At 69.6% G+C, this 20510-nt stretch carries 17 protein-coding genes; 11 read left to right on the plus strand and 6 right to left on the minus strand.

The features are described from left to right. Positions 1 to 1043 (minus strand): helix-turn-helix domain-containing protein (locus O3W51_RS40810; RefSeq protein WP_269288846.1); only part of this gene is annotated, 1043 nt, incomplete at its 3' end. 356 nt (positions 1044 to 1399) lie between these two features. Between O3W51_RS40810 and O3W51_RS40815 the strand changes: the two genes are divergently transcribed. Together O3W51_RS40815 and O3W51_RS40820 are read left to right on the plus strand one after the other, a co-directional pair. Continuing rightward, on the plus strand, positions 1400 to 2560 hold the full coding sequence (locus O3W51_RS40815) for a L,D-transpeptidase (RefSeq protein WP_269288847.1): 1161 nt from the start codon (positions 1400 to 1402) through the stop codon (positions 2558 to 2560). Continuing rightward, positions 2506 to 2655 (plus strand): hypothetical protein, encoded by a 150-nt coding sequence (locus O3W51_RS40820; RefSeq protein WP_232486013.1) that lies wholly within the window; start codon positions 2506 to 2508, stop codon positions 2653 to 2655. The genes O3W51_RS40815 and O3W51_RS40820 overlap by 55 nt, the downstream gene beginning before the upstream one ends. 108 nt (positions 2656 to 2763) lie before the next feature. Here O3W51_RS40820 and O3W51_RS40825 read toward each other — a convergent pair whose 3' ends face one another. Further along, entirely contained in the window at positions 2764 to 3219 is a 456-nt protein-coding gene (locus O3W51_RS40825) for a MarR family winged helix-turn-helix transcriptional regulator (RefSeq protein WP_138352786.1), read from the minus strand. Between the two features lie 127 nt (positions 3220 to 3346). Here O3W51_RS40825 and O3W51_RS40830 point away from each other — a divergent pair, with 127 nt between their 5' ends. Then, positions 3347 to 3739 carry a nuclear transport factor 2 family protein gene (locus O3W51_RS40830; protein ID WP_138352787.1) on the plus strand — a complete coding sequence of 131 codons (393 nt, stop codon included), beginning with the start codon at positions 3347 to 3349 and terminating at the stop codon, positions 3737 to 3739. Between the two features lie 136 nt (positions 3740 to 3875). After that, on the plus strand, positions 3876 to 5090 hold the full coding sequence (locus tag O3W51_RS40835; protein WP_269288848.1) for an alpha/beta hydrolase family protein: 1215 nt from the start codon (positions 3876 to 3878) through the stop codon (positions 5088 to 5090). A 175-nt stretch (positions 5091 to 5265) separates the two neighbouring features. Here the strand turns inward: O3W51_RS40835 and O3W51_RS40840 are convergent, their stop codons facing one another. Together O3W51_RS40840 and O3W51_RS40845 are read right to left on the minus strand one after the other, a co-directional pair. Then, positions 5266 to 5607, minus strand: a complete 342-nt coding sequence (locus O3W51_RS40840) for a hypothetical protein (protein WP_138352789.1) — start codon at positions 5605 to 5607, stop codon at positions 5266 to 5268. A gap of 96 nt (positions 5608 to 5703) precedes the next feature. Further along, on the minus strand, positions 5704 to 5826 hold the full coding sequence (locus tag O3W51_RS40845) for a hypothetical protein (protein WP_269288850.1): 123 nt from the start codon (positions 5824 to 5826) through the stop codon (positions 5704 to 5706). A 67-nt stretch (positions 5827 to 5893) separates the two neighbouring features. On the opposite strand from O3W51_RS40845, the gene O3W51_RS40850 reads away from it, so the two are divergent. From O3W51_RS40850 to O3W51_RS40870, 5 genes are all read left to right on the plus strand, one after another. After that, the gene (locus O3W51_RS40850) at positions 5894 to 6901 is read left to right on the plus strand and encodes a carboxylesterase family protein (protein ID WP_269288852.1); all 1008 of its coding nucleotides are present in this window, start codon (positions 5894 to 5896) and stop codon (positions 6899 to 6901) included. Positions 6902 to 7175: 274 nt separating this feature from the next. Beyond that, positions 7176 to 10109: an AfsR/SARP family transcriptional regulator gene (locus O3W51_RS40855; protein WP_138352791.1), complete on the plus strand. Its 2934-nt coding sequence runs from the start codon at positions 7176 to 7178 to the stop codon at positions 10107 to 10109. Between the two features lie 584 nt (positions 10110 to 10693). Next, positions 10694 to 11527, plus strand: a complete 834-nt coding sequence (locus tag O3W51_RS40860; RefSeq protein ID WP_269288853.1) for a PIG-L family deacetylase — start codon at positions 10694 to 10696, stop codon at positions 11525 to 11527. A gap of 153 nt (positions 11528 to 11680) precedes the next feature. After that, positions 11681 to 12883 carry an outer membrane protein assembly factor BamB family protein gene (locus O3W51_RS40865; RefSeq protein WP_138352793.1) on the plus strand — a complete coding sequence of 401 codons (1203 nt, stop codon included), beginning with the start codon at positions 11681 to 11683 and terminating at the stop codon, positions 12881 to 12883. Positions 12884 to 13042: 159 nt separating this feature from the next. Further along, complete coding sequence (locus O3W51_RS40870; RefSeq protein WP_138352794.1) at positions 13043 to 13576, plus strand: YbaK/EbsC family protein; 534 nt, start codon at positions 13043 to 13045, stop codon at positions 13574 to 13576. Between the two features lie 303 nt (positions 13577 to 13879). Here the strand turns inward: O3W51_RS40870 and O3W51_RS40875 are convergent, their stop codons facing one another. Continuing rightward, on the minus strand, positions 13880 to 14602 hold the full coding sequence (locus tag O3W51_RS40875; RefSeq protein ID WP_138352795.1) for a carbon-nitrogen hydrolase family protein: 723 nt from the start codon (positions 14600 to 14602) through the stop codon (positions 13880 to 13882). A gap of 226 nt (positions 14603 to 14828) precedes the next feature. On the opposite strand from O3W51_RS40875, the gene O3W51_RS40880 reads away from it, so the two are divergent. After that, entirely contained in the window at positions 14829 to 14975 is a 147-nt protein-coding gene (locus O3W51_RS40880) for a hypothetical protein (protein WP_187145117.1), read from the plus strand. Between the two features lie 335 nt (positions 14976 to 15310). On the opposite strand, the gene O3W51_RS40885 is transcribed toward O3W51_RS40880, so the two are convergent. Then, positions 15311 to 17095 (minus strand): hypothetical protein, encoded by a 1785-nt coding sequence (locus tag O3W51_RS40885; protein ID WP_138352796.1) that lies wholly within the window; start codon positions 17093 to 17095, stop codon positions 15311 to 15313. Between the two features lie 456 nt (positions 17096 to 17551). Here O3W51_RS40885 and O3W51_RS40890 point away from each other — a divergent pair, with 456 nt between their 5' ends. Then, on the plus strand, positions 17552 to 20446 hold the full coding sequence (locus O3W51_RS40890) for an ATP-binding protein (protein ID WP_269288857.1): 2895 nt from the start codon (positions 17552 to 17554) through the stop codon (positions 20444 to 20446). Positions 20447 to 20510 lie beyond the last annotated feature (64 nt).

Here is a 20510-nt window from a genome sequence, read left to right on the forward strand (position 1 = left end):
GCGCCGGTGAACGGCCTGCTTGCGCCGACCTTGCGCAGCCGCCGTCCGTGGTAGATCTCACCGAAGGCGTAGTAGTGCGCCGGGTGGTCGTCGCCGAAGTACTCATCCGGGGAGGTGATCGTGCCCTGCACGACGATCTCGATCGACAGGTAGGGGCCGGGAACCGCGCCGAGCCGGGAGACCCAGCCCGCCACGTCCGGCACCTGGGGCGGTCGAGGGACTTCGGACGGCGGGCGGTCGACCAGGTACTGATCGCACGGGGTGTCCCACCCGGAAGGCTTGACCGAAACCTTGATCGGAGCGCTCGTGTCCGTCCCGCCGCTCGGCCCCGGCGAGCCCGCGCCCGCGCCCGGGCCCGCGCCGGCGGAGGCGAGCGCGGGGGAGGACGACGACGACTCGAGGCCGCCCGCGGCCGGAGCTCCGGAGGACGACCCGCCGGCCGTGGCCCGCCCAGGATCGGTGTCACTGCCGGTGGCCGACTCCAGCCCCGTAGCGACCGCCCCGATGGTGGCCCGCACCACGGCGACCGCCGCCGCGGCCAGCAGCCCCCGGTGGCGGACCCGCCACCGCAGCGGCACCGCCCGGGGGACAGGGTCCGGTTCGGCGCGGGCGGCGGGGACCGGTCCGGCCTCATCACCTCTCCCGTCCGGTGTCGCCTGCGCCTCCGGCCCCGCCTGTGCCTCCGCCTGTGCCTCCGTCGGACCCGTCGCCCCCGTCGGACCCGTCGGACCCGTCGGACCCGTCGGACTGGACGGTTCGGACCCGGATGACGTCCTGGTCCCTCGCGCCGCGTGGACGACGACCCACAGCCGATACAGCTCGACGAGCTCTTGCGGCGTCGCTCTGCACAGCCGCGCGAGGTGGTCCAGCGGGGCGAACTCCGTCGGCACCACTTCGCCGGTGCAGTAGCGGTGGAGCGTCGAGGTGCTCAGATGCAGCTTCTTCGCCAGCGCGCCGTAACTGAGCCCCGACCGGCTCTTCAGCTCCCCGAGCAGCAGCGCGATCTCGTCCCGCTCCTTCAACTCCCCGAACCCCTCTGGCACCGTTCCTCCACCCCGCTCTTGCGTCCCGCAATGATCGCGCCCCGCCGTCCCCGGCCGACATCGGCGGTCGGGTTCGGCGGTCGGGTTCGGTGCTCGGGTTCGGCGCTGTCGCGTCCCCCTGCGGTCGGACCACCGTGAAGCGATCTCCGGGGCAGAAGCACGCCCGCTCACGCTCCCGCGGTTCCCGCCGCCGGGCACGCCGTTCCTGCGTCCCATTAACGCGTCCCAGGAAGGTTACGTCTTCCCAGCTCAAAGCAGGTAAAGGCGTCCCTGCGTCCCAGATCGGACGCCGGCCGTTGCTGCTGGGACGAAGCGGCCGACAAGCTTTCGGTGATCACCGAAAAGGAGCAACAACAGTGAGCACTGTTCAGGCGGCCCGGCGCGCGATACGTACCGGCGACCGATTCCACCGCGGCGCGGTGGCTCTGACGATGGGCGGCATCCTGCTGATGACCGCGGCCTGCGGCAACCCCCACGGCGAGGGCGCCGAGGCCTCCCGTGCGACGGACACCGCTGCAGCAGGCGGCCCGGCCGCCACGACCACAGGCGGGGCTGTGCCGAAGACGTCGGCCGCGGTGCTGGACGTCGAGCCGAAGGACGGCGCCCAGGGCGTCGCCCCGAACGCGCTTCGGGTGTCGGTCTCCCACGGGAGGCTCACCACCGTGGACGTGACCGACAAGAACGGCAAGCCCGTGCCCGGCTCGCTCACCCCGGACGGCACCGGCTGGAAGCCCGCCGCCGCGCTCGCACCCGGCACGGCGTACACGGTGAACGCCCAGGCGACGGACGCCGACGGCCTCGTGGCCGCCGCCACCACCGCGTTCACCACACGCACGCCCGGCAGGCAGGTCTCCACGAACGACAACATCGGCGACGGCCGGACCTACGGCGTGGGCATGATCGTCAAGGTGGAGTTCAGCAAGAAGATCGTGAACAAGGACGCCGTCGCCAAGGGCATCACCTTCGCGACCGACAACGGCACCGAGGTGAAGGGCCACTGGTTCGGCGACGACCGGCTGGACTTCCGCCCGGCCGAGTACTGGAAGCCGGGCACCAAGGTCACCATCCACTACCGACTGAAGAACGTCGAGGTCTCACCGGGCGTCTACGGCGACGTGGACAAGGACGAGCCGTTCACCATCGGCCGGTCGCAGGTGTCCACCGCGAACGCCGCCACGCACCAGCTCACGATCGTCCGGGACGGCAAGGCCACCACCGTGCCCGCCACGCTCGGCGACGAGAAGCACCCGTCGTGGAGCGGCACGATGGTGATCATGTCCAAGGAGAAGGTCACCCACATGAACTCCCGGACCGTCGGACTCGGCGACGAGTACGACATCCCCGCCGTCCCGCACGCGATGCGGCTGACCAGCAGCGGCACCTACCTCCACGGCAACTACTGGTACAAGGGCGACCGTTCGGCAAGGCCAACACCAGCCACGGCTGCGTCTCGCTCAAGGACGTGGAGGGCGGCAGCGACAACTCCGCCGCGGGCGCGTTCTTCAACAGCTCGCTGATCGGCGACGTGGTCAAGGTCGTGCACTCGAAGGAGAAGGCGGTCGCCCCCGACAACGGGCTCGGCGGCTGGAACCTCCCCTGGGCGAACTGGTAGACCCGCCCGCCTGCCCGCCTGCCCGCCTGCCCGCCTGCCCGCCTGCCCGCCTGCCCGCCTGCCCGCCTGCTGGCCCGCTCGACCGCTCGATCGCACCGCCCGTGACGGTCAGTCGTGGTCGCCGGCGAAGGGTCCCTCGTCGACGAAGCGGCGCAGGAGGCGGGCGAAGGTGCGGGCGTCGGCCTGCGGCCAGCTGGCGAGTGAGTCCTCGATGGCGTCCGCGAGTCGCTGCCGGGTGACGGCCACGACGGCGCGGCCGTCGTCGGTGAGGGTGAGCAGGGTGGCGCGGCTGTCGTCCGGGTCCGGGTGGCGCTCGAGGAGCCCGAACCGCTCCAGGCGGTCGGCGCGCCGGCTGACGGTGGTGCGGTCCAGTCCGACCTCGCGGCCGAGGTCGGCGGCGCTGCACGGGCCGGTGCGGGCCAGGCCGCTGAGGACCGGGTAGGTGAGGTCGTCAACCGCCTCCTCCAGGCCGTCGGTGAGGCGGGTATGGAGACGGGTGCGGGTGCTGCGCCGCAGGAGCAGCCCGAGGGTCTGGGCGATGTCGTCGCCGGTCGTGTTCGTCACCGCTTCAGAATAGCGTGCGCGAAGCACGCTTTCCCCGTACAGTCATAAGCGTGCTCGAAGCACGCATCTCTCGTGCATCTCTTGTGCTCGCCTTGCGGGCCACTACCACCACACCGGAGGAAATCCCATGAACCGCACCGACATCCGCGCCGCCCTCACCGACCTGCTCCTCACCCCGGGCCTGGATCTGGACGAGGCCGCCGAGCGGCACTTCGCCCCCGACTACCGCCAGCGCACCGACGGCAGCTGGGCGGATCGCACCGAATTCCTCGCCCATATCGCCCACCTGCGCACGGTCGTGGCCGGCGGCTCGGTCGAGGTCCACGACGAACTCGCGGACGGCGACCGGTACGCCGACCGCCACACCATGGAGGTCGTGAAGACGGACGGCTCCACGGTCCGCATGGAGGTCTACGTGTTCGGCGAGTTCGCGCCCGACGGCCGCTTCCGCCGGATCGAGGAGACCACCTTGCTGCTCGCAGGCTCCGAGGCCGACCGCGACCTCGGCAGCGCCCGCTGACCCCCCTCGTGCCGATCCCCGTCGTGTCGATCCCCGTCGTGCCGATCCCCGGCGTCGGAAGGCTCAGACGCCGACCGCAACCCCGCCGCCGCCCCCGCCCGGCCCTGCTCATTCCCTCACCTTCAAGGACACTGTCATGAAGCAGCTGCTGTTCCCGGACAACACCCAGTTCTGGTACGAGACCCTGCGGTCGATGAGTCACATCGCTTATGGCGGCGCTGATTTCGGTGAGGTCGTCTCGACGTGTGAGCGCATCGTTGAGGGTGACTACGACAGTTGGCACACGGAGTGGCTCGCGACGGCGGACCGGGTGGCCGGCGAGGCGCGGATGGCGCTGGAGGCCGGTCACCCGGTCAGTGCGCGGGACGGGTTCTTGCGGGCGTCGAACTATTACCGGTCGGCTGAGTTCTTCCTGCACGGGCACCCGTGCGACCCGCGCCATGACCATGCCTACGACCGCAGCGTGGCCTGTTTCCAGGCGGCCGCCGCGCTGTCCACCCCGCGTATCGAGCCGGTCCGTATCCCGTACGAGGGCACCACGCTGCCCGGCTACCTCTACCGGGCCGACACCACCGGCGCACCCCGGCCGACGCTGATCATGCACTCCGGTTTCGACGGCACCGCCGAGGAGCTCCACTTCAGCGGCGCGCTGGCGGCCGTGGAGCGCGGTTATACGGTGCTGACCTTCGACGGCCCAGGGCAGCCCGGCCCGCGCCACCGCGAAGGGCTGGTCTTCCGCCCCGACTGGGAGAACGTCATCACCCCCGTGATCGACTTCGCCGAGACCCTTCCCGAGGTCGACCCCAGCCGTATCGCGCTGCTGGGCTCCAGCATGGGCGGTGTGCTCGCCCCCCGGGCAGCGGCCTTCGAGCACCGCCTGGCCGCACTGATAGCTGTGGACGGTGTCTATGACCTCGGCCAGATCTCCGTCCGCAACATCCCCGGCGACCGCGCCGCGGCCGAACGTCTCCTGCGCGCGGACTCGGCCCCTGAACTCGACGCGGGCTTCGAGCAGCTCATGGCCCAGGATGCCACCGCCCGCTGGGCGATCAACCACGGCATGTACGTCATGGGCGTCGACACCCCCCGCGCCTTCAGCGCCTCCTACCTCGACTACACCCTTCACCACGGCATCGCCGAACAGATCCGGTGCCCCACCCTGGTCTGCGACGCCGCCGACGACGAATTCTTCAAGGGCCAGCCCGAGCAGCTCTACCACCACCTGACCTGCCCCAAAACCCTCATGGTCTTCACCGCCGAAGAAGGCGCCGGCGCGCACTGCCACCCCGGCGCCATGCGCCTGTCCCTCGCCCGCATCTACGACTGGCTCGACGACACCCTCACGACGTGAGCGGCGGTCGCCGGACGGCCCTCCCGGTCGGCCCAGACCGCCCGGTAGGCCCCGACCGCCCGGTGGGCCGCCGCCGGACGTCGGCGGTGCTGCCGCCGTCCGGAGCCGGCACCGCATCGACCCGGATCATCCCGCTGCCGGGCCTGAACACAGTGGGGTGAACACTGGCAGCCGGTCACCTTGAAGTCGGAGGTGCGGTGCCGGCCATCGAGATCGACAGTCCGTCGGTGAGCCATCTATGAGCCACCGTCATGTTCAGCACGCGTCCGCCGGTGACCGTGCCGACCAGGGCCCAATAGCGTTCCAGGCGGGGGTCGAAGCCGGACGACCTCGACACCAGCCCGTGCAGGTATGCGCGGAAGGCGGGGATGTCCGACTCGCGCCGGGCTCGTGCGTGGGCGGAGACGAAGGCGTTCACCGCATCCCCGGCGCTGGGCGGCAGCCCCTGGGTCACAGCGGCGGCCGTCAGGACGACGGCATCGTCGATCTCCCCGTAGAAGGCCGGGGCGTCCCTCATCTCTTCGTCGTGGTCCTGTGTCCAGCGGGTGAAACTGGGCGTGGAGATGAGCAGATGAAGCTCGGCGTAGGCCAGCGCTGAAGCGGGATCGGGGTCCTACGGTGGGTCGGGGGACAGCATGGCGATCATGATGTCGAGCCGGCGCTCGGGCATGGCCGCGGACAGCTCGCGATACCAGTGACCGGTGCGGGTGCGATGCGCCTGTGGGAGCCGCTGCACGCGCGAGAGGATCTCCAGACGCCGGAGCCGCTTCTCGCTTGTGCAGATGCCGGTACCAGGTGCGGGCGTGGTCCTCTGGTCGGAGTACTGCCTCTATCTCAACGTCACGATGCCGACGCCGAAGCCGGCCGGGCAGAAGCGGCCCGTGCTGGTGTGGATGCACGGCGGTGCGTTCCTGGGCGGTTCCGGCAGTGACTACAGCACCGAACAACTGGCGGTCCGGGGTGACACGGTCGTCGTCACGGTCAACTACCGGTTGGGAATCTTCGGTTACTTCGGCCACCCCGGGTTGGGCTCCGCCCCACCGTTCGGCCTGGCGGACCAGCAGGCCGCCCTGCGCTGGGTGCGGGCGAACGCGGAACGCTTCGGCGGTGATCCGGGCAGTGTCACTTTGTTCGGTGAGTCCGCCGGTGCCCTCAGTATCTGTGCACACCTCACCTCGCCGACGGCCGTCGGACTCTTCCAGCGGGCGGTGCTCCAGAGCGGTTCCTGCCTCATGTCCTTCCCCCGTGGTGCTCTTGGACCCGGAATGCCGGCGTACGAGCCGTTCGCCTCGGAGAGCGATGTCCAGACGGCCGGTGCAGAAGCCGCCCGGCAACTGGGCTGTACAGCGGGCGGCGGAGATGAGGTACTGGCGTGCCTGCGTGGGCAGAGCACGGATCGCCTCGCCACCGCGCAGCTGATGCAGTCCTTCAACCGGCCCGCCTTCGGCAATGCGCTGCTGCCCGTGGCGCCTGGCCAGGCGTTGGCGTCGGGGCACTTCCACCGCGTGCCGGTCATCCAGGGTTTCGAAATCGAAGGACCCACCCGCTGGTTTCGTGGTCATGTCCGCGTAGATCAGTCATCCAGCAGCGGGGGAGTCCTCCCGTCCGTACGGGGCCAGCTCTGCCGACAGTCCCCGCTGTTCCGCCTCGAAGGTTGTCCCGGAGTGGTGAGCGACCAGACAGACCAACCACCGCGGTACTTCGAGGGATTTGAGATGACGCGCACCGTCGAGCCACGGATAGGGCATGCGTCCTGCGGATTTCGGACGAACGCCGGGGAGCGATGTCCCCCCGTCATCGGTGATCTTTGACGCCGCAGCGACCGCGGGGACGGACTCTCTCCACCAGATCAAGGCAACTCGCTCCGCTCGCCGCCGCCCTCAACTGTTCCGGTTCAGGTACTGGAGGAACAAGGAAACATAGGTCCGATCGGTGGCTTGCGAGCAGGGAAATGCCCGGCCCGCTCGCCTTCGGTGAGCCGTGCAACAGGGACGCTATGGACACGGATCCGTCGGCCGTCCTAGATTCGTCCCAGTGCGAGGTCAGCCGGGGGATTGACGCTCATCATCGTGTGCCGGGGGGAACATGAGATTCGGCTTGCTGGGGCCGTTGCACGCCCAGATCGCCGGACGCGCGGTCCCGTTGAACGGGCCGCGGCAGACCAAGATGCTGGCAGCGCTTCTGATCGACGCCAACAACATCGTCGCCATGGAGCGGCTCGTCGCCGTGATGTGGGACGGGAACGCGCCCGCCACCGCGGTCCGCCAGGTCCAGGATGCTGTCTCCGGGCTGCGCCGCAACCTCGTCGTCTGCGGAGCACCCGGCTCCTTGATCAGCACGCGGCGCGGCGGCTATGAGATCCACCTGGCCCGGGATCAGCTCGACCTGCTGGAGTTCGACCACGAGCGACACCTCGCCGAACAGCGCACGGCCCCGTTCGAGACAGCCCTCGCGCTGCGGCGGGCGCTGGCCTGCTGGCGCGGAAGCGCCCTGGCCGACACTCCCAGTCAAGTCCTGGAAATCGATGCGGCGGGGCTGAACGAGAAGCGTGCGGCCACGCACAAACAGTGCCTCGCCATCGAACTCGACCTGGGGCGCCACCGAGAGGTCATCGATGAACTGACCGTTCTGCTCCGCGAGCACCCCTACGACGAGCAGGTCGCCGAACACCTGATGGTCGCCCTCTACCGGTGCGGAAGACAAGGCGAGGCGCTGCAGGCGTACGAGCGGCTGCGCCGGACACTGGCCGACGAACTCGGCGTCGACCCCACCCCGCCGCTCCAGGCGCTGCATCAGCGCATCCTGACCGCAGATCCCGCCCTGGCCGCTCCGGTCCCGGCACAGGGTCCCTCGGGCACACCACCGGAGAGTCCTGCCCCGGCGGCCCCCGGGCCGGCAATGGCGATGCCCGTGCGTCAATTGCCCCTCGACGTAACCGACTTCGTGGGCCGGGCAGAAGCACTGGCCGAGATCGCCGGACTGCTCGACGTGTCGGCGTCGAACCGGGCCCCGGTGGCCGTCATCGTGGGCAGTCCCGGTGTCGGCAAGTCCAGCCTGGTGACGCACGCTGCGCGGCTGGCGAGCGCCAACTTCCCCGACGGCCAGCTCTACCTCAACCTCGCGGCAACATCGGACGAGCCACGGGACCCGGGACTGATGCTGGCCGAAGCACTGCGCGCGCTCTCCATCGCCGGCAGTGCGATCCCGAACGGCCTGTCCGAGCGCGCCGCGCTCTACCGTTCGTTGCTGGTCGACCGTCACATGCTGGTGGTACTGGACGATGCCGGTCACGCCGATCAGGTGCTGCCGCTACTGCCAGGCGCCGACGGTTGTGCCGTGTTGATCACCAGCCGCACTCTGCTGACGCAACTTCCCGGCGCCCGGCATATCGACCTGGACGTGCTGAGCCCGGCAGAGGCGCGGGAGTTGTTCACCGGAATTGTCGGGCGGCGGCGGGTCGAGCGGGAACCGGGCGAAGCTGACGCGATCCTCGACTGCTGCGGCAACCTGCCGCTGGCGATCCGAATCGCCGGCGGCAAACTCGCGGGCCGCCCGGCCTGGTCGCTGCGGGTGCTGCGGGAACGCATCGAGGACGAGTCCCGGCGGCTGGCCGAGCTGAGGATCGGGGACCTCAACGTGCGGGCCAGCGTCGAACTGAGCCTACGGCTGCTGCCGGCCGACGCTGTGCGCGCGCTGAGTCTGCTGGGTCTGCTCGGCCCCTACACCCTGCCCGGCTGGGTGGTCGGCCCGTTGCTGGACCGCCCGGACGGCGAAGAAGTGCTGGACACCCTCGTCGACGCCAGCCTGGTGCGGCTGACCGCCACCGACGCCATCGGCCAGCCGCGCTACCGACTGCACGACCTGATCAGGACCTGCGCCGTGGAGATCGCCGCTCCCCTGCCGACCGCGGACAAGCGGGACGCGATCATCCGGGTGCTGTCCGTCTGGCTCGATCTGGTCAGGCGCGGTACCGACCGGCTGCCGGCTGGGCTGCTGACCGCCGCGCCTGGTTCGGCACCGCGCCGGTCGCTGCCCGACGCGGTCATGGACCGGCTCATGGCCGATCCGTTCGGCTGGTTCGACGCGGAACGCGACAACCTGCTCGGTGCGGTGAAACTTGCCGTGGACCGGGGCCTGGACGAGTTGGCCTGGGAGCTGGCGGCCGGCACGGCCACCTACTACGACCACCGGTGTCTGTATCAGGACTGGCAGCACGGGCACCGACTCGCGCTGGACGCGGCCGAGGCCACCGGCAACGCGCGCGGCGCATCGGTGCTGCTCCGCGGACTTGGTCAACTGCACATCTACCAAGACGAATTCGACCGAGCCACCCGCGCCCTCGACATGTCCATCGAGCTGTGCCGGGACAACGGGGACAAACGCGGCGAGGCACTGTCGGTGGCGATGCTCAGTACGGTCAGCCGGGTGCAGGGCCGTGACGACGAAGCACTCGAACGTGTCGAGCAAGCGCTGGCCATCGCGGTCGGTGAAGGCGACCGGGACGTCGAAGCGCAGCTGTCCTGCTCCATGGCCGTGATGCGACTCATGCAGGGCCAACTCGAAGAGGCGGAGTCCTGGTTCACCGGAGCCTTGAACCTGTCCAGGGCGCTTGACGACGAGCATCGCGTCGCCGTCGTGCTGCGGCGGTTCAGCAGACTGCACGATCGGCGCGGTGATCCGGACGAGGCGCTGCGCTGTCTGTGGCAGGCGTCGGCCACCTTCGAGAGACTGGCCGACGAGCGGTGCACCGCGTACACGCTGCTGGAAGTCGGCCGCGTGTACGCCGGTCAGGACGACCGGGACCAGGCGAGCCCGGCGTTGGAGCGCGCGGCTGGCCTCTTCCACCGGCACGGCGACCGCCAGGACGAGGCCACGTGCTGGCAACTGATCGGCGACCTGGACGCCGCGGCCGGCAGCCACCACATGGCGCGCCAACACCGAGGGCGGGCGCTGCGGCTGTGGCAGACGATCGGTGAAATGAACCAGACGACAGCTCCAGCGCGACCATCTTCCCCGTGAAGCGCGGCTGTGACGCGCCCTGCGGCCGTGCGGAACAGGCAGTTCGAAGTCATCCGTACCTACCACCCAGCCGACAAGCACTGTGGTCGGCCGATCCCGAAGTTCGCGCCGCCCGAGAGCAGGATCGCGCCGAGGCGTACCGCCGCGCGGCAGCCGTCATCCAGAGTTAGCAGAAGCGCGAGCATGGCGCGGCATACCTTGGGCGAGCATCCAATGAGACGGGGCTCAGCGGGTCCTCCGCTGCGGAAATCCACAGGGTGGCCGGACCGATGGACCGCCGTCGGATGATCAAGGGTCCTGTGGGCGGACGGCCGCCCGGCGTCGGCACGAGGCCGGCCTGGTCACCTGCGGGCTGCCGCGGAATTCGGCATGGGTCTCGTGAGCACTCGGCTCGGCCGGATGCTGGGAGATGGAGCCATACGGCTGCGCAGGGAACATCCAGACCGGCCGACACGGTTGCATTGGGCGAGGGGCCGGCGCCGCACGGGCGGGAATATGGAGACCGCGAGGTCATCCCACCTGGAGCCGGGCCCCAGGATCGCGGTAGGCCTGCCGCGAGCTCAATTTCTGCAGAGGACTGTTCAATGACTGACCGACCCTTGACGCTGATGGCAGTACACGCCCACCCCGACGACGAAGCCACCGGAACCGGAGGGGTCCTCGCGCGGTATGCGGCGGAAGGCATCCGCACGGTTCTTGTGACGTGTACCGACGGCGGTTGTGGTGACGGACCGGGGGGTGTCAAGCCGGGCGATGCCGGGCACGATCCGGCGGCCGTCGTCCTGATGCGCCGTCAAGAACTCGAGGCGAGCTGTGAGGTCCTGAAGGTCAGTGATCTGGAGACGCTGGACTATGCCGACTCCGGGATGATGGGCTGGCCGAGCAACAAGGCCCCGGGAGCCTTCTGGCAGACCCCCGTGGAGGAAGGCGCCGCCCGGCTCGCGGAACTCATGCGGCACTACCAACCTGATGTGGTCGTCACCTATGACGAGAACGGGTTCTACGGCCACCCCGACCACATTCAGGCCCACCGCATCACGATGGCGGCGCTGGAGATGACCGAGCTGACACCGAAGGTGTACTGGACGACGATGCCCCGCTCGATGATGCGGCGCTTCGGGGAGATCATGCGCGAGTTCAATGAGGACATGCCGGAGCCGGATCCTGCCGAGGCCGCCGCGATGGCCGAGATCGGCCTGCCCGACGATGAGATCTTCACGTGGGTGGACACCACGCCCTTCAGCGGTCAGAAGTTCGATGCGCTGGCCGCGCACGCCAGTCAGGGCGAGAACATCTTCTTCCTCAAGATGGGCAAGGAGAAGTTCGGCGAGTTGATGGGCGTGGAGACCTTCGTACGGGTCAAGGACGCCACCGGCGCGGCCGTACCCGAGAACGATCTCTTCGCCGGATTGCGCTGACCCGCCCGTCCGGCCGAGACCCGGAAGGTCATCGGCCGCACAGCGCGATCGAGCGGGTCACGCACCCGGAGGCTTGTCCGCCGACGCCGCTCGGCCCGAGGACCTGGAGCGGTAAGGCGCTGGTCACAGCGGTGAGGGCTGCCGGAGGTGGGGATGGAACGGATCGCCAAGAGACGGCTGCGGCAGGTGCGGCCCGCCTGGCGGGTTCCGGGGGTTTCAGGTGCGTTCGGCAGCCAGGGTGCCGTGGGGGGCTGGTGCGCGGCCGGTTCGGTGGTGCGCGGGCGCGCGGACGGGTTGCACGCTTACGACCTGGGCACCGGGGAAGCCGTCTGGTCGTGGACCGTTCCCGGCCGCACGGCGCTGCTCGCCATGAGCCGCACGGCTGTGAGCGGGGTGGGTCTGGCCGTCCACGCGGACGACAGCGCAGGTGGCGAGGTCGCCGACTGCGCTGTCACCGCCGTTGGGGTCGAGGGCGGCACTGCCCTGTGGTCCGTTCCGTTCGACCTCAGCGGCGGATCCTGGAGCCTGCACGAGCAGCACGTCCGCGGAGCCGTCGCAGTCGCCCCGAACCGCGCCGTCCTCCTGACGGACGGGCTCGGGCTCCAGGCCTACGCACTGAACAGCGGACGTCCCGTCTGGCCCCCGACCGCAGCGTTGAGGGGCAACGTCCAACTCGCCGTCTGCCGGACCGGCATCATCCAGGTCGGGCTGGACGACGGCCACCTCACCGTCCGGTGTCTCGACGCGGCCGAAGGGACCGTCCGCTGGGAGACCGCTCCGTCCACGCACGGGCCCGTGGCCACGGTCCACGTCCTGCAGGAAGATCCGCTCGCCGTCCTGTGCCGAGGTCGTGGCCGGGGCCGCCGCGGGCCGGAGGAGGTGCTGGTCCTCGACGCCGAGGACGGGCGGACGGCCGGGCGGATACCGGTCTCCGCGCACGGCGAGCTGCGTGTCGCGGCGTACGGACGTGTGGATGGACTGTCCGACGGACAGCGCGTGGCCGCGGTGGGTGAACTGCTGGTTGCCGTGGTGCGTCCGGTGAACGCCTGCGCCGATCAGCTGACCGCGTTCGCCCTGGACGGCGGGGCGCCCCGCTGGACCTGGTGGTCGCATGGGGTGGTCGTCAATGTCTTCGCGGCAGACGGTCACGTCGCGGTGGTGAGCCAAGCGGACCCTCACGTCCGTGTGCACCTGCTCGACGGCGCGACCGGAGCGGTCCGGGCGGTGCGACGGCTGGACGGGTACGAGGTGGGAATGCGTGGCCGGTACTACCTCGACGCCCACCACCGCCTGGTCCACCTGTCGCAATGGGGGGACGGGAGATGGCATCCGCTACAGATGTTCCCCTTGCGTTGACAGCGGGCGCGGCCCTGGTGCGGGCCATCGTGAGCGAGCCTGAGTGTGCCGCAGGTGGCGTGGACCGCGTGACCCCGCAGCCGTCTGCCCGATCCGGCCGTTGCGCCCATGCACCTTCGGCTTTGCCGACAACCAATCGGATTCCGCGATGGTTCGGGGATGAGCGACACACTGATTCAAGCCACGCCCGTCGACCGCACGGCGCGTGCTCATCTCCTCGACCATCTCACCCACCACCGCGCCCGCTTCCGGCGGATCGAGCACGCATCTGAAGGCAGAACCGACGTGGTGAGCGCCCTGCGCGGGCACCCGGTGGGGCAGGCAGCGAAGTGCATCGTCGTCCGAGTGAAGATGACCAAGAAAAGTTCTCACTACGTCCTGGCCGTGGTGCCCGGTGACCGCCGGGTCAATCTGGACAGGATCCAGGAGCTCTGGGAGGCACGGCAGGCGTCCTTCGCCGACCGCGCCACCGCTGAACGCCTTTCCGGTTGTGTCAGCGGCGCCATCGTGCCTTTCACCTTCGATCCAGCGCTGGAACTCGTCGTCGACCCGGCCCTCCTGGAACACGAAGAGATCTTCTTCAACGCAGCCGATCTGAACCTGTCCGTGGCGCTGGACGTGCGCGACTACGTACGGATCGCGGAGCCCCGCACCGAGGCCATCGCGGAGAACGCTGTTGCCCTCGCCGACTGAGCCCCGGCCTGCCGTTGTGTCCCGTCCCACGGGGGCGCAGCGGCAGGCGCCGCGGTACCCGTCAGGACGTGCGGGTGCCTGCCGGGTCGGCATCCGTCCGAAAGGACCACCGGCTCGAACCGGGGGAGAGGAGGCCCGCCCCTGGCTGTGGTCACGGGGACGTTCCTCTTGGCGTAGCGCGCGCACTCGTCAGGCTGCGGCGAAGCTACGACAGACCACATCCACTCAGCACATCAGCCCCCGATGCGTCCGGTCCTGCGCGGGGGATGCAGGACCGAACGCATCGGCATCGCGACCGTGGTGTTACGCGGTCCCGCCCTTGAGCCTGTCCGGTGTGCGGAAGGTTCCGCCGCTGTACATCGGGAGATGTATCGATTCTCCGTATCGGGCGAGCCGGCTCCAGGGTCGGTTGATTCCGGCGGAGCCGTAGCGGCGCACCCTGGTGACGGTGACGGTGACGGTGACGGTGACAGTGTCGAGGACGTCGACGTGGATCTCCTCGCCGGAGCCGGCCTGTTGGCGGACGATGCCCTCCGGGTCGACGACGGCGCTGGTGCCGACCCCGGCCGGGTCGCAGACGTTGACGTTGATGACGTAGACCTGGTTGGTCCAGGCGTTGGCGCGGGCGCAGACGAGTTCCATCTCCCGGTCGCGGGTGGGGGTCAGGGTGGGCTGGATGGCGATCTCCGCTCCCAGCCAGGCGAGCTGGCGGATGGTTTCCGGGAAGGAGCCGTCGTAGCAGATGGCCAGGCCCACCCGGCCGGTGCCGGGAATGTCGAAGACGGTGAACTCGTGTCCGGGCGTTGCTCTTTCGTAGGGCGGCCAGGGGAAGACCTTGCGGTAGCGGGCGACGATCTCGCCGCCGGGTGGGACGGCGAGGGCGGTGTTGTAGATGTGGCCGTCCTCGGCGCGCTCGTAGAGGCTTCCAGGGATGAGCCACAGGCCGGTCTCCGTGGCGAGAGAACAGATCCGGTCGGTAAGCGATCCGGGGATCGCCGTACGCCATGAGCAGGCGGCCCGCCTCATGGCCGCGAGCTCGCTACTGTCCGGGCCTGGGCGCCCGGCAAGTCCTCGGCTGAGCGGCGCGTCGACCTCGCGGCAGACCTGCGGCCGGAGTTATGGCGGGCATCGCTGGAAGTGTTCGTGCACTGCCCCGACCTCGACTTGCGGATGCAGTTGCGCAGCTGCACATCGGGTCCAACTCACCGAGATGAAACGGGGATGTTTCATAGACTGAAGTCACCACCACGCAATGGGCACTCAGAGAGTGGAGATGGACGTGTCACGACGATGGAAGATCGCGATCATCGTGTTGACGGCGGGGATCGCTGCCTTGGTCCTGGTCTTGCTCTACGGGCCCTCCTGGTTCATTGCCTGGGCGGACGACCCGGGCAAGTAGGGCACGTGCATCGGTGCGCGGTGGTACGGCATCCCCGTGTGATCGTCCCTTTGAGTCGTCGGACCGCGAGGTCATGTCCGTAGTCCTCGGCGAAGGCCAGTGGCGTGAGCCCTTCGGGGTCGGGAGTCGGGTCGGTGTACGGCCGAGGGGTACCAAGCGATCACCACGGTGCGGGCGTGATCCAGGGACGTGCGAAGTGCGAGGGACCCGACAACCGGAAGCCCCGACACAGTGGCCGTCCCTCACTCTTCGCTACCGGCATCTCGAAGCGTGGAGGACGGCCACTGCTTGTCTCAACGACGGGACGACATCCGGCCGACCGCGGTCGTGTGGGCTCAGGAGCCGTTGGTGAAGACGGTGACGGAGTTGCCCGGGACGGTCACGTTGTGACCGCCCGTGAAGTCCGCGGTCAGCGTGCGGACCTTGGTGGGGAAGCCGTTGGCGTCGACGGTCGGCGCTGAAGTGCTGGTGTACACGTACTTGTCCAAGGTGACTGTGCCGGTCGGTTCGTTGAGCGAGACGGTCTGCGTGTCGGCGGTGCGATTGACCAGGACGAAGGTCCAGGCGCCGGTGGGCAGTTGGGCGGCCAGGACGCGCACGCCGGTCGGCTGGGCGGGGGCGTGGATGGTGGATCCGGTGGGAAGGTAGCGGCTCAGCAGACTCCAGGTGTAGAACCAGGGCCGGAGCGCGGTCGAGTGCGCCGAGACCGTGTTGGGGTCTTCGGTGCCGCGTCCCCACATGCCGCAGTATGTCTGGGCCGCGTAGCCGTCGAGGCACCATGCGGCGGCGCCGTCGACCCCTGCTCGGGCCTCCTGCACGGCCAGGTCGGCCATGCGCAGCGGCTGCGTCGTGTCCAGCGCGAAGTCGTAGTTCTTGCTGCCGTCCGGGTTCTGGGCCGCCTTCATCCCTGTCTCGCCGAGCAGCACCGGGGTGCCGGTGGGCGTGGCCGCGCGGAGCTGAGCGACCGCCCGGGTCATCACCGGCTCGACGTACGCGGGTGCCGCACCGTACAGCTCCTGGTCGTAGAAGTGCGCCTCACTGGCGCCGAGCAGGCCGCTCTGCGCGGAGCGCAGCCACCACGAGTTGCTGTTGGTCCAGGAGCCCGAGTTCAGAGCGGTCTGCGTCTGCGTCAGGTCGTTGAGCGGATCGTTGAGGGCACTGCCGGCGCCGGCGATCGCCATGCCGCCGACCGTGTGATCCAGGGTCGAGGACGCGACCGACAGACGCAGGTATGTGGCGTTGGCGATGCCCGAGGCCGTGTAGGTGTACTGCCACATACCGCCGCTGTTCTGGCCGGTGACGGTGGCCACCGGCGTCGGTGCGGCAACGGACAGGCTCTTCCAGGTGGTCCCGTCGGACGAGGTCTGGAAGGTGACGGCGGTGTCGGTCGCGCTGGCGGCGTACACCTGCGCCGTGAAGGACTTGAGCGCGGCCGGCTTCCAGACCAGTGCGGAACTGCAGCCCGGGTTGCAGCTCTTCGCGGTCTGGTGGCCCAGGTCGCCGCTGTAGGCGGAGATGCCGGCCTCGGCGGTGTCCGCACCGGAGACGACGGTCTTCGAGGTGCTCACCCCCGCGATGGTGAAGGCGGTGGTCAGGTTGGTGGTCGCGGTCACCCAGTCCGGGTAGGAGTACGACTTCGGTCCGGTCGAGACGTTGGGCTCGTTGAGGCCCACCCAGTACTTCGGTGCGGCACCGTCGACCTGAAGGTGCTTCACCAGCGTCGCCTCGATGGTGGCGGTGCCCGGATCCGTGTAGTTCAGCGGGTCGACGCCGAACAGCCCGCTGACGACGGGGATGCCCTCATCGACGTAGTGTTTGATCACCTTTTCGGCGCTCAGGTAGGCGTCGTTGGTGAAGTCGTAGCCGCCGGTGCTCGTCCAGAACCAGGGCAGGTTGAACATCACCCGCACCACGCCGGGCTTGATGTAGTCCGTGCGGGACACCATCAGATTCCAGTCGGCGGCGGTCCAGGTGGTGCCGTTCGGCGGCTGCGGGGCCTGGTTGTAACCGAAGCCGATCCAGTCGCTGGCGACAACGTCGCTCGGTGCGACGGCGCTGCTGGGTTCGACGGCGCTGCTGGGGGTCGGCACGGCCAGGAAGCTCGTCAGCAGAGCGCCCACCCCCGCAAGAGTCGCGAACGCGGAACGGCCGGCCAGGGAGGGGGAGGGGCGGCGAGAAGGTCGTCGTGGACGCATGATGCGGGGTCTCCAGATCTGCGGGCGGAGCTGAGTCGGAGACGTCACCGTCGATGAGGGTGGTGAGTTCGCCCCAAAACCTCAAACTCAGCGTCCACCACGGTTGATGGTCGTCACTCAGGTGGTGACCGCCTCAAGTCTGGTCTGTGGCGCGGTCCGTGGCATCCGTGAAACTACGTAGTGAGCGGCGGGGCCGGACGTGGTGTCGCCGGGCGGCGGGAACCATGGGCTCGTGCGCCGGCCCGCGACCGGCCCGCGACCCGGCCGGGGACGGGGGCCCAAGGCTCGACATCGCGTCAGCGCCCGTCACCGGATCTCCGCGACCCCGAAACGCTGGGTAGCCTGTTCACATCAGGGCCTGACGAGCGGGGCGAGAGCGTGATGACGGTGGTCGGCAGGTCCGCGGAGGTGGAGCAGTTCGACTCGCTCATCAACGGCCTGGGGATGAACGCGGGGCCCTGGGTGGTCGACATCTCCGGGGACGCCGGTATCGGGAAGAGTCGGCTCCTGGGCGAGGCGTGTGCGCGGGCCAGGCGGCGCGGGCTGACCGTGCTGTGCGGCAGGGCCACCGAGTACGAGCGACACACACCGTTCCAGATCTTTACGGACGCGTTCGCGGACATCGATCCCACGGTGCTCGACGAGGAACTCGTGGCGGCGCTGACGCCGCTGTTGCAGGGTGTCCGCGGTGCGGGGGGCTCCCTGTCACACGCGGGATTATCCAACCGCTTCTCCGTGTATCGCGCCGTCGCCGGGGCGCTGGCACGGCTCGGGGAGAACGGGCTGATGGTGGCGCTCGACGACCTTCACTGGGCGGATCCCGCGCCCTTGGAGCTGGTGGAGCATCTGATCCGGCATCCGGTGCACGGCCCGGTGCTGCTCCTCCTGGCGCACCGGAAACGGCAGACTCCGACCCCCTTGACCGCCGCTCTCACCCGTGGAGTCGACAGCGGCGCCGTGCTGCCCATGGCGCTCGGGCCGCTGGGTGAACGGGAGTCCATCACGGCACTGGCCCCCGACCTGCCTGAGGACGATGCGAGGCAACTGCATGCCGCCAGTGAGGGAAACCCGCTGTACCTGCACGCCCTCCTCCACGCGTACCGGAACGGGGCGTCATTGCCGGGAGTCACCGCCCGGATCCACCCCCACGTACCGGACGACGACGCGGCCGGAGTACCCAATGGGCTGGACTCCTTGCTGCTGGATGAACTGACCGCGCTGACGGAGCCGCAGCGCCTCGTCATCGAGGCAGTGGCCGTGCTCGGCGACCATGCGACCTCTTCGATGCTGCGTGTGGCGATCGGTCATTCCGGGCGCGAAGAGCCGGGTGACCCGACCGCCGAACTCGCCCGACGCGACCTGCTCCGGAGGGGAGCGGGCGACAAGTGGACGCTGCGCCACCCGCTGCTGCGGGCACTGGTCTATGAGAACACCGCCCCCCGGCTGCGTACCGAGATCCACTGCCGAGCGGCGGACGAGCTGGCCAGGACCGGTGCCTCCGCCGCCGAGCGCGCCCATCACGTCGAGAGGTCACTCAACGGCTGGGATCCGGCGTCCGCTGCCGTGCTGAGTGAAGCGGCCGTCCAGTTCGCCGATACGGCGCCGGCAACGGCAGCCCATTTGCTGGACGTGGTCCTGCAGATGCTGCCGGAAGCCACTGAGTTCGACGGACAGCGCGGTGAGCTGACGCTGTCGCGAGCCAAGGCGCTGGGGATCAGCGGCAATCTGCGGCAGAGCCGGGATCTGCTGCACGCACTGATCAGCGTGTCAGGGGACGGCACCCCTGCCCTGCGCGCCGATGCCATCGCCTTGTGCGCCATGATGGAACGGCATCTGGGTCACTCGGCGGAGGCCACCGCGCTGCTCCGCAACGAGCTGTCCCGCACTCCCGGCCCTCCGCCCGGCCAGGTGGTTCCCCTGGGGCTGGCGCTGGGCATGTCCGCGCTGCTGACCGTTTCCTATCCCGACGTACGCGCGGACATCGAGCGGACTCTTGCCGCCGCTCGCTCCCAGGGCGACACCACCGGCGAGGCCGGGGTCCTCGGGCTCGCGGCGCTGGGGGAGGCGTACGAGGGCCGGACCGGGGACGCGGAGCGGTTCGCCGACGCAGCCGCAGGCCTCGTGGACGGCCTGACCGACCCCGGTCTCACCGACCTGTGCGAGTCGCTGGTGTGGCTCGCCTGGGCGGAAGCCCTGCTGGAGCGGTACGCCGAGGCGGAACGGCACGCGGAGCGGGGACTGGACATCGCCCGTCGCGCCGGACAACTCCACGTCCTGCCGCATCTGTTGATGAGCAAGGCCTACGTGCACCTGAGCACCTGCCGACTGCCATCGGCACTGGAGGCCGCCGAGGAGGCCGAATCCGTCGCGCGAGCCATCGGCAGCGGCGACCTGCTGGCGTTCACGTTGTCCACCAAGACGCTGATCGTCCTCGTGGGGAGCCCCCTTGGCGATCACCGGGCGCTGGCGACCGCCGAGGAAGCGGTGGCGGCGGCCGGCATGGGCTGCAACTGGTGGGCGTCACTGGCCTGGTGCATGCTCGGCCAGGCCGCGTACATGGCCGGCGATCCGTACCGTTCGACGGAAGCCATCCTGAGGGCGGGAGGCGGCCCCGGACTTCTGCGGCTGCAACCTTCGCTCCGCCCGGCCCAACTGGAGACCCTCACCAATGCCGCCATCGCGACAGGCGACCTCGACCAGGCGGCAAGCTGGGCCTCCCGGGCCGCGGAGGAGGCGGCCCACATTGGGCTTGCGGGCCAACGCGCGGCGGCGTTGCGCGCCAGGGCCGCGATCGCCGAGCAGCGGGGCGACACCAGCGCTGCCTCGCGCCTGTTCCACGAGGCGGCCCAGGAACACGCTCACACCGATGGGCTTCTCTGGGAGGTGGTGTCCTTGTTGCGGGCGGCCTCGCCGGCGAAGGTCACCGGCCACGGACCTCGTGCCGACGCCATGCTTCGCCGCGCCGAGCGGGTGGCCACCGGAGGCGGGGCGCGGTTGGTCTCCGACCTGGCCGAGTTGATCCGGTCACAGATGGAAGACCCGCCGCACGTCCCCGCGGAGCTGGCCCAGCTCACGGCACGCGAGCTGGAAGTCGCCGCATTGGTGGCCGAGGGACTGAGCAACCAGAACATCGCCACCAAACTCCACCTCAGCCGCCGGACCGTCGAGACCCACCTGTCGACGATCTATCGCAAGACCTCCGTACCTTCACGCTCGGCCCTGGCGAGTCTCATGACCCGGGTCGCTTGTGACAGCCGCGGGTGGCCGACAGCCTGAGCCTCAAGGACTACTGACCGGGCCCACCGATCCGGTGCGGATGTCGGGGGTTCGTCACAACGGT

The organism is Streptomyces sp. H39-C1, assembly GCF_027158125.1.
Lineage (GTDB): Bacteria > Actinomycetota > Actinomycetes > Streptomycetales > Streptomycetaceae > Actinacidiphila > Actinacidiphila fildesensis.

What these genes read in the sequence shown, in the direction of transcription:
- O3W51_RS40830 (WP_138352787.1), top strand. Translation starts at nt 3,347, where the DNA reads ATGAACCGCACCGACATCCGCGCCGCCCTCACCGACCTGCTCCTCACC.
- O3W51_RS40835 (WP_269288848.1), top strand. Translation starts at nt 3,876, where the DNA reads ATGAAGCAGCTGCTGTTCCCGGACAACACCCAGTTCTGGTACGAGACC.
- O3W51_RS40840 (WP_138352789.1), bottom strand. Translation starts at nt 5,607, where the DNA reads ATGAGGGACGCCCCGGCCTTCTACGGGGAGATCGACGATGCCGTCGTC.
- O3W51_RS40855 (WP_138352791.1), top strand. Translation starts at nt 7,176, where the DNA reads ATGAGATTCGGCTTGCTGGGGCCGTTGCACGCCCAGATCGCCGGACGC.
- O3W51_RS40860 (WP_269288853.1), top strand. Translation starts at nt 10,694, where the DNA reads ATGACTGACCGACCCTTGACGCTGATGGCAGTACACGCCCACCCCGAC.
- O3W51_RS40865 (WP_138352793.1), top strand. Translation starts at nt 11,681, where the DNA reads ATGGAACGGATCGCCAAGAGACGGCTGCGGCAGGTGCGGCCCGCCTGG.
- O3W51_RS40870 (WP_138352794.1), top strand. Translation starts at nt 13,043, where the DNA reads ATGAGCGACACACTGATTCAAGCCACGCCCGTCGACCGCACGGCGCGT.
- O3W51_RS40875 (WP_138352795.1), bottom strand. Translation starts at nt 14,602, where the DNA reads ATGAGGCGGGCCGCCTGCTCATGGCGTACGGCGATCCCCGGATCGCTT.
- O3W51_RS40880 (WP_187145117.1), top strand. Translation starts at nt 14,829, where the DNA reads ATGGGCACTCAGAGAGTGGAGATGGACGTGTCACGACGATGGAAGATC.
- O3W51_RS40890 (WP_269288857.1), top strand. Translation starts at nt 17,552, where the DNA reads ATGACGGTGGTCGGCAGGTCCGCGGAGGTGGAGCAGTTCGACTCGCTC.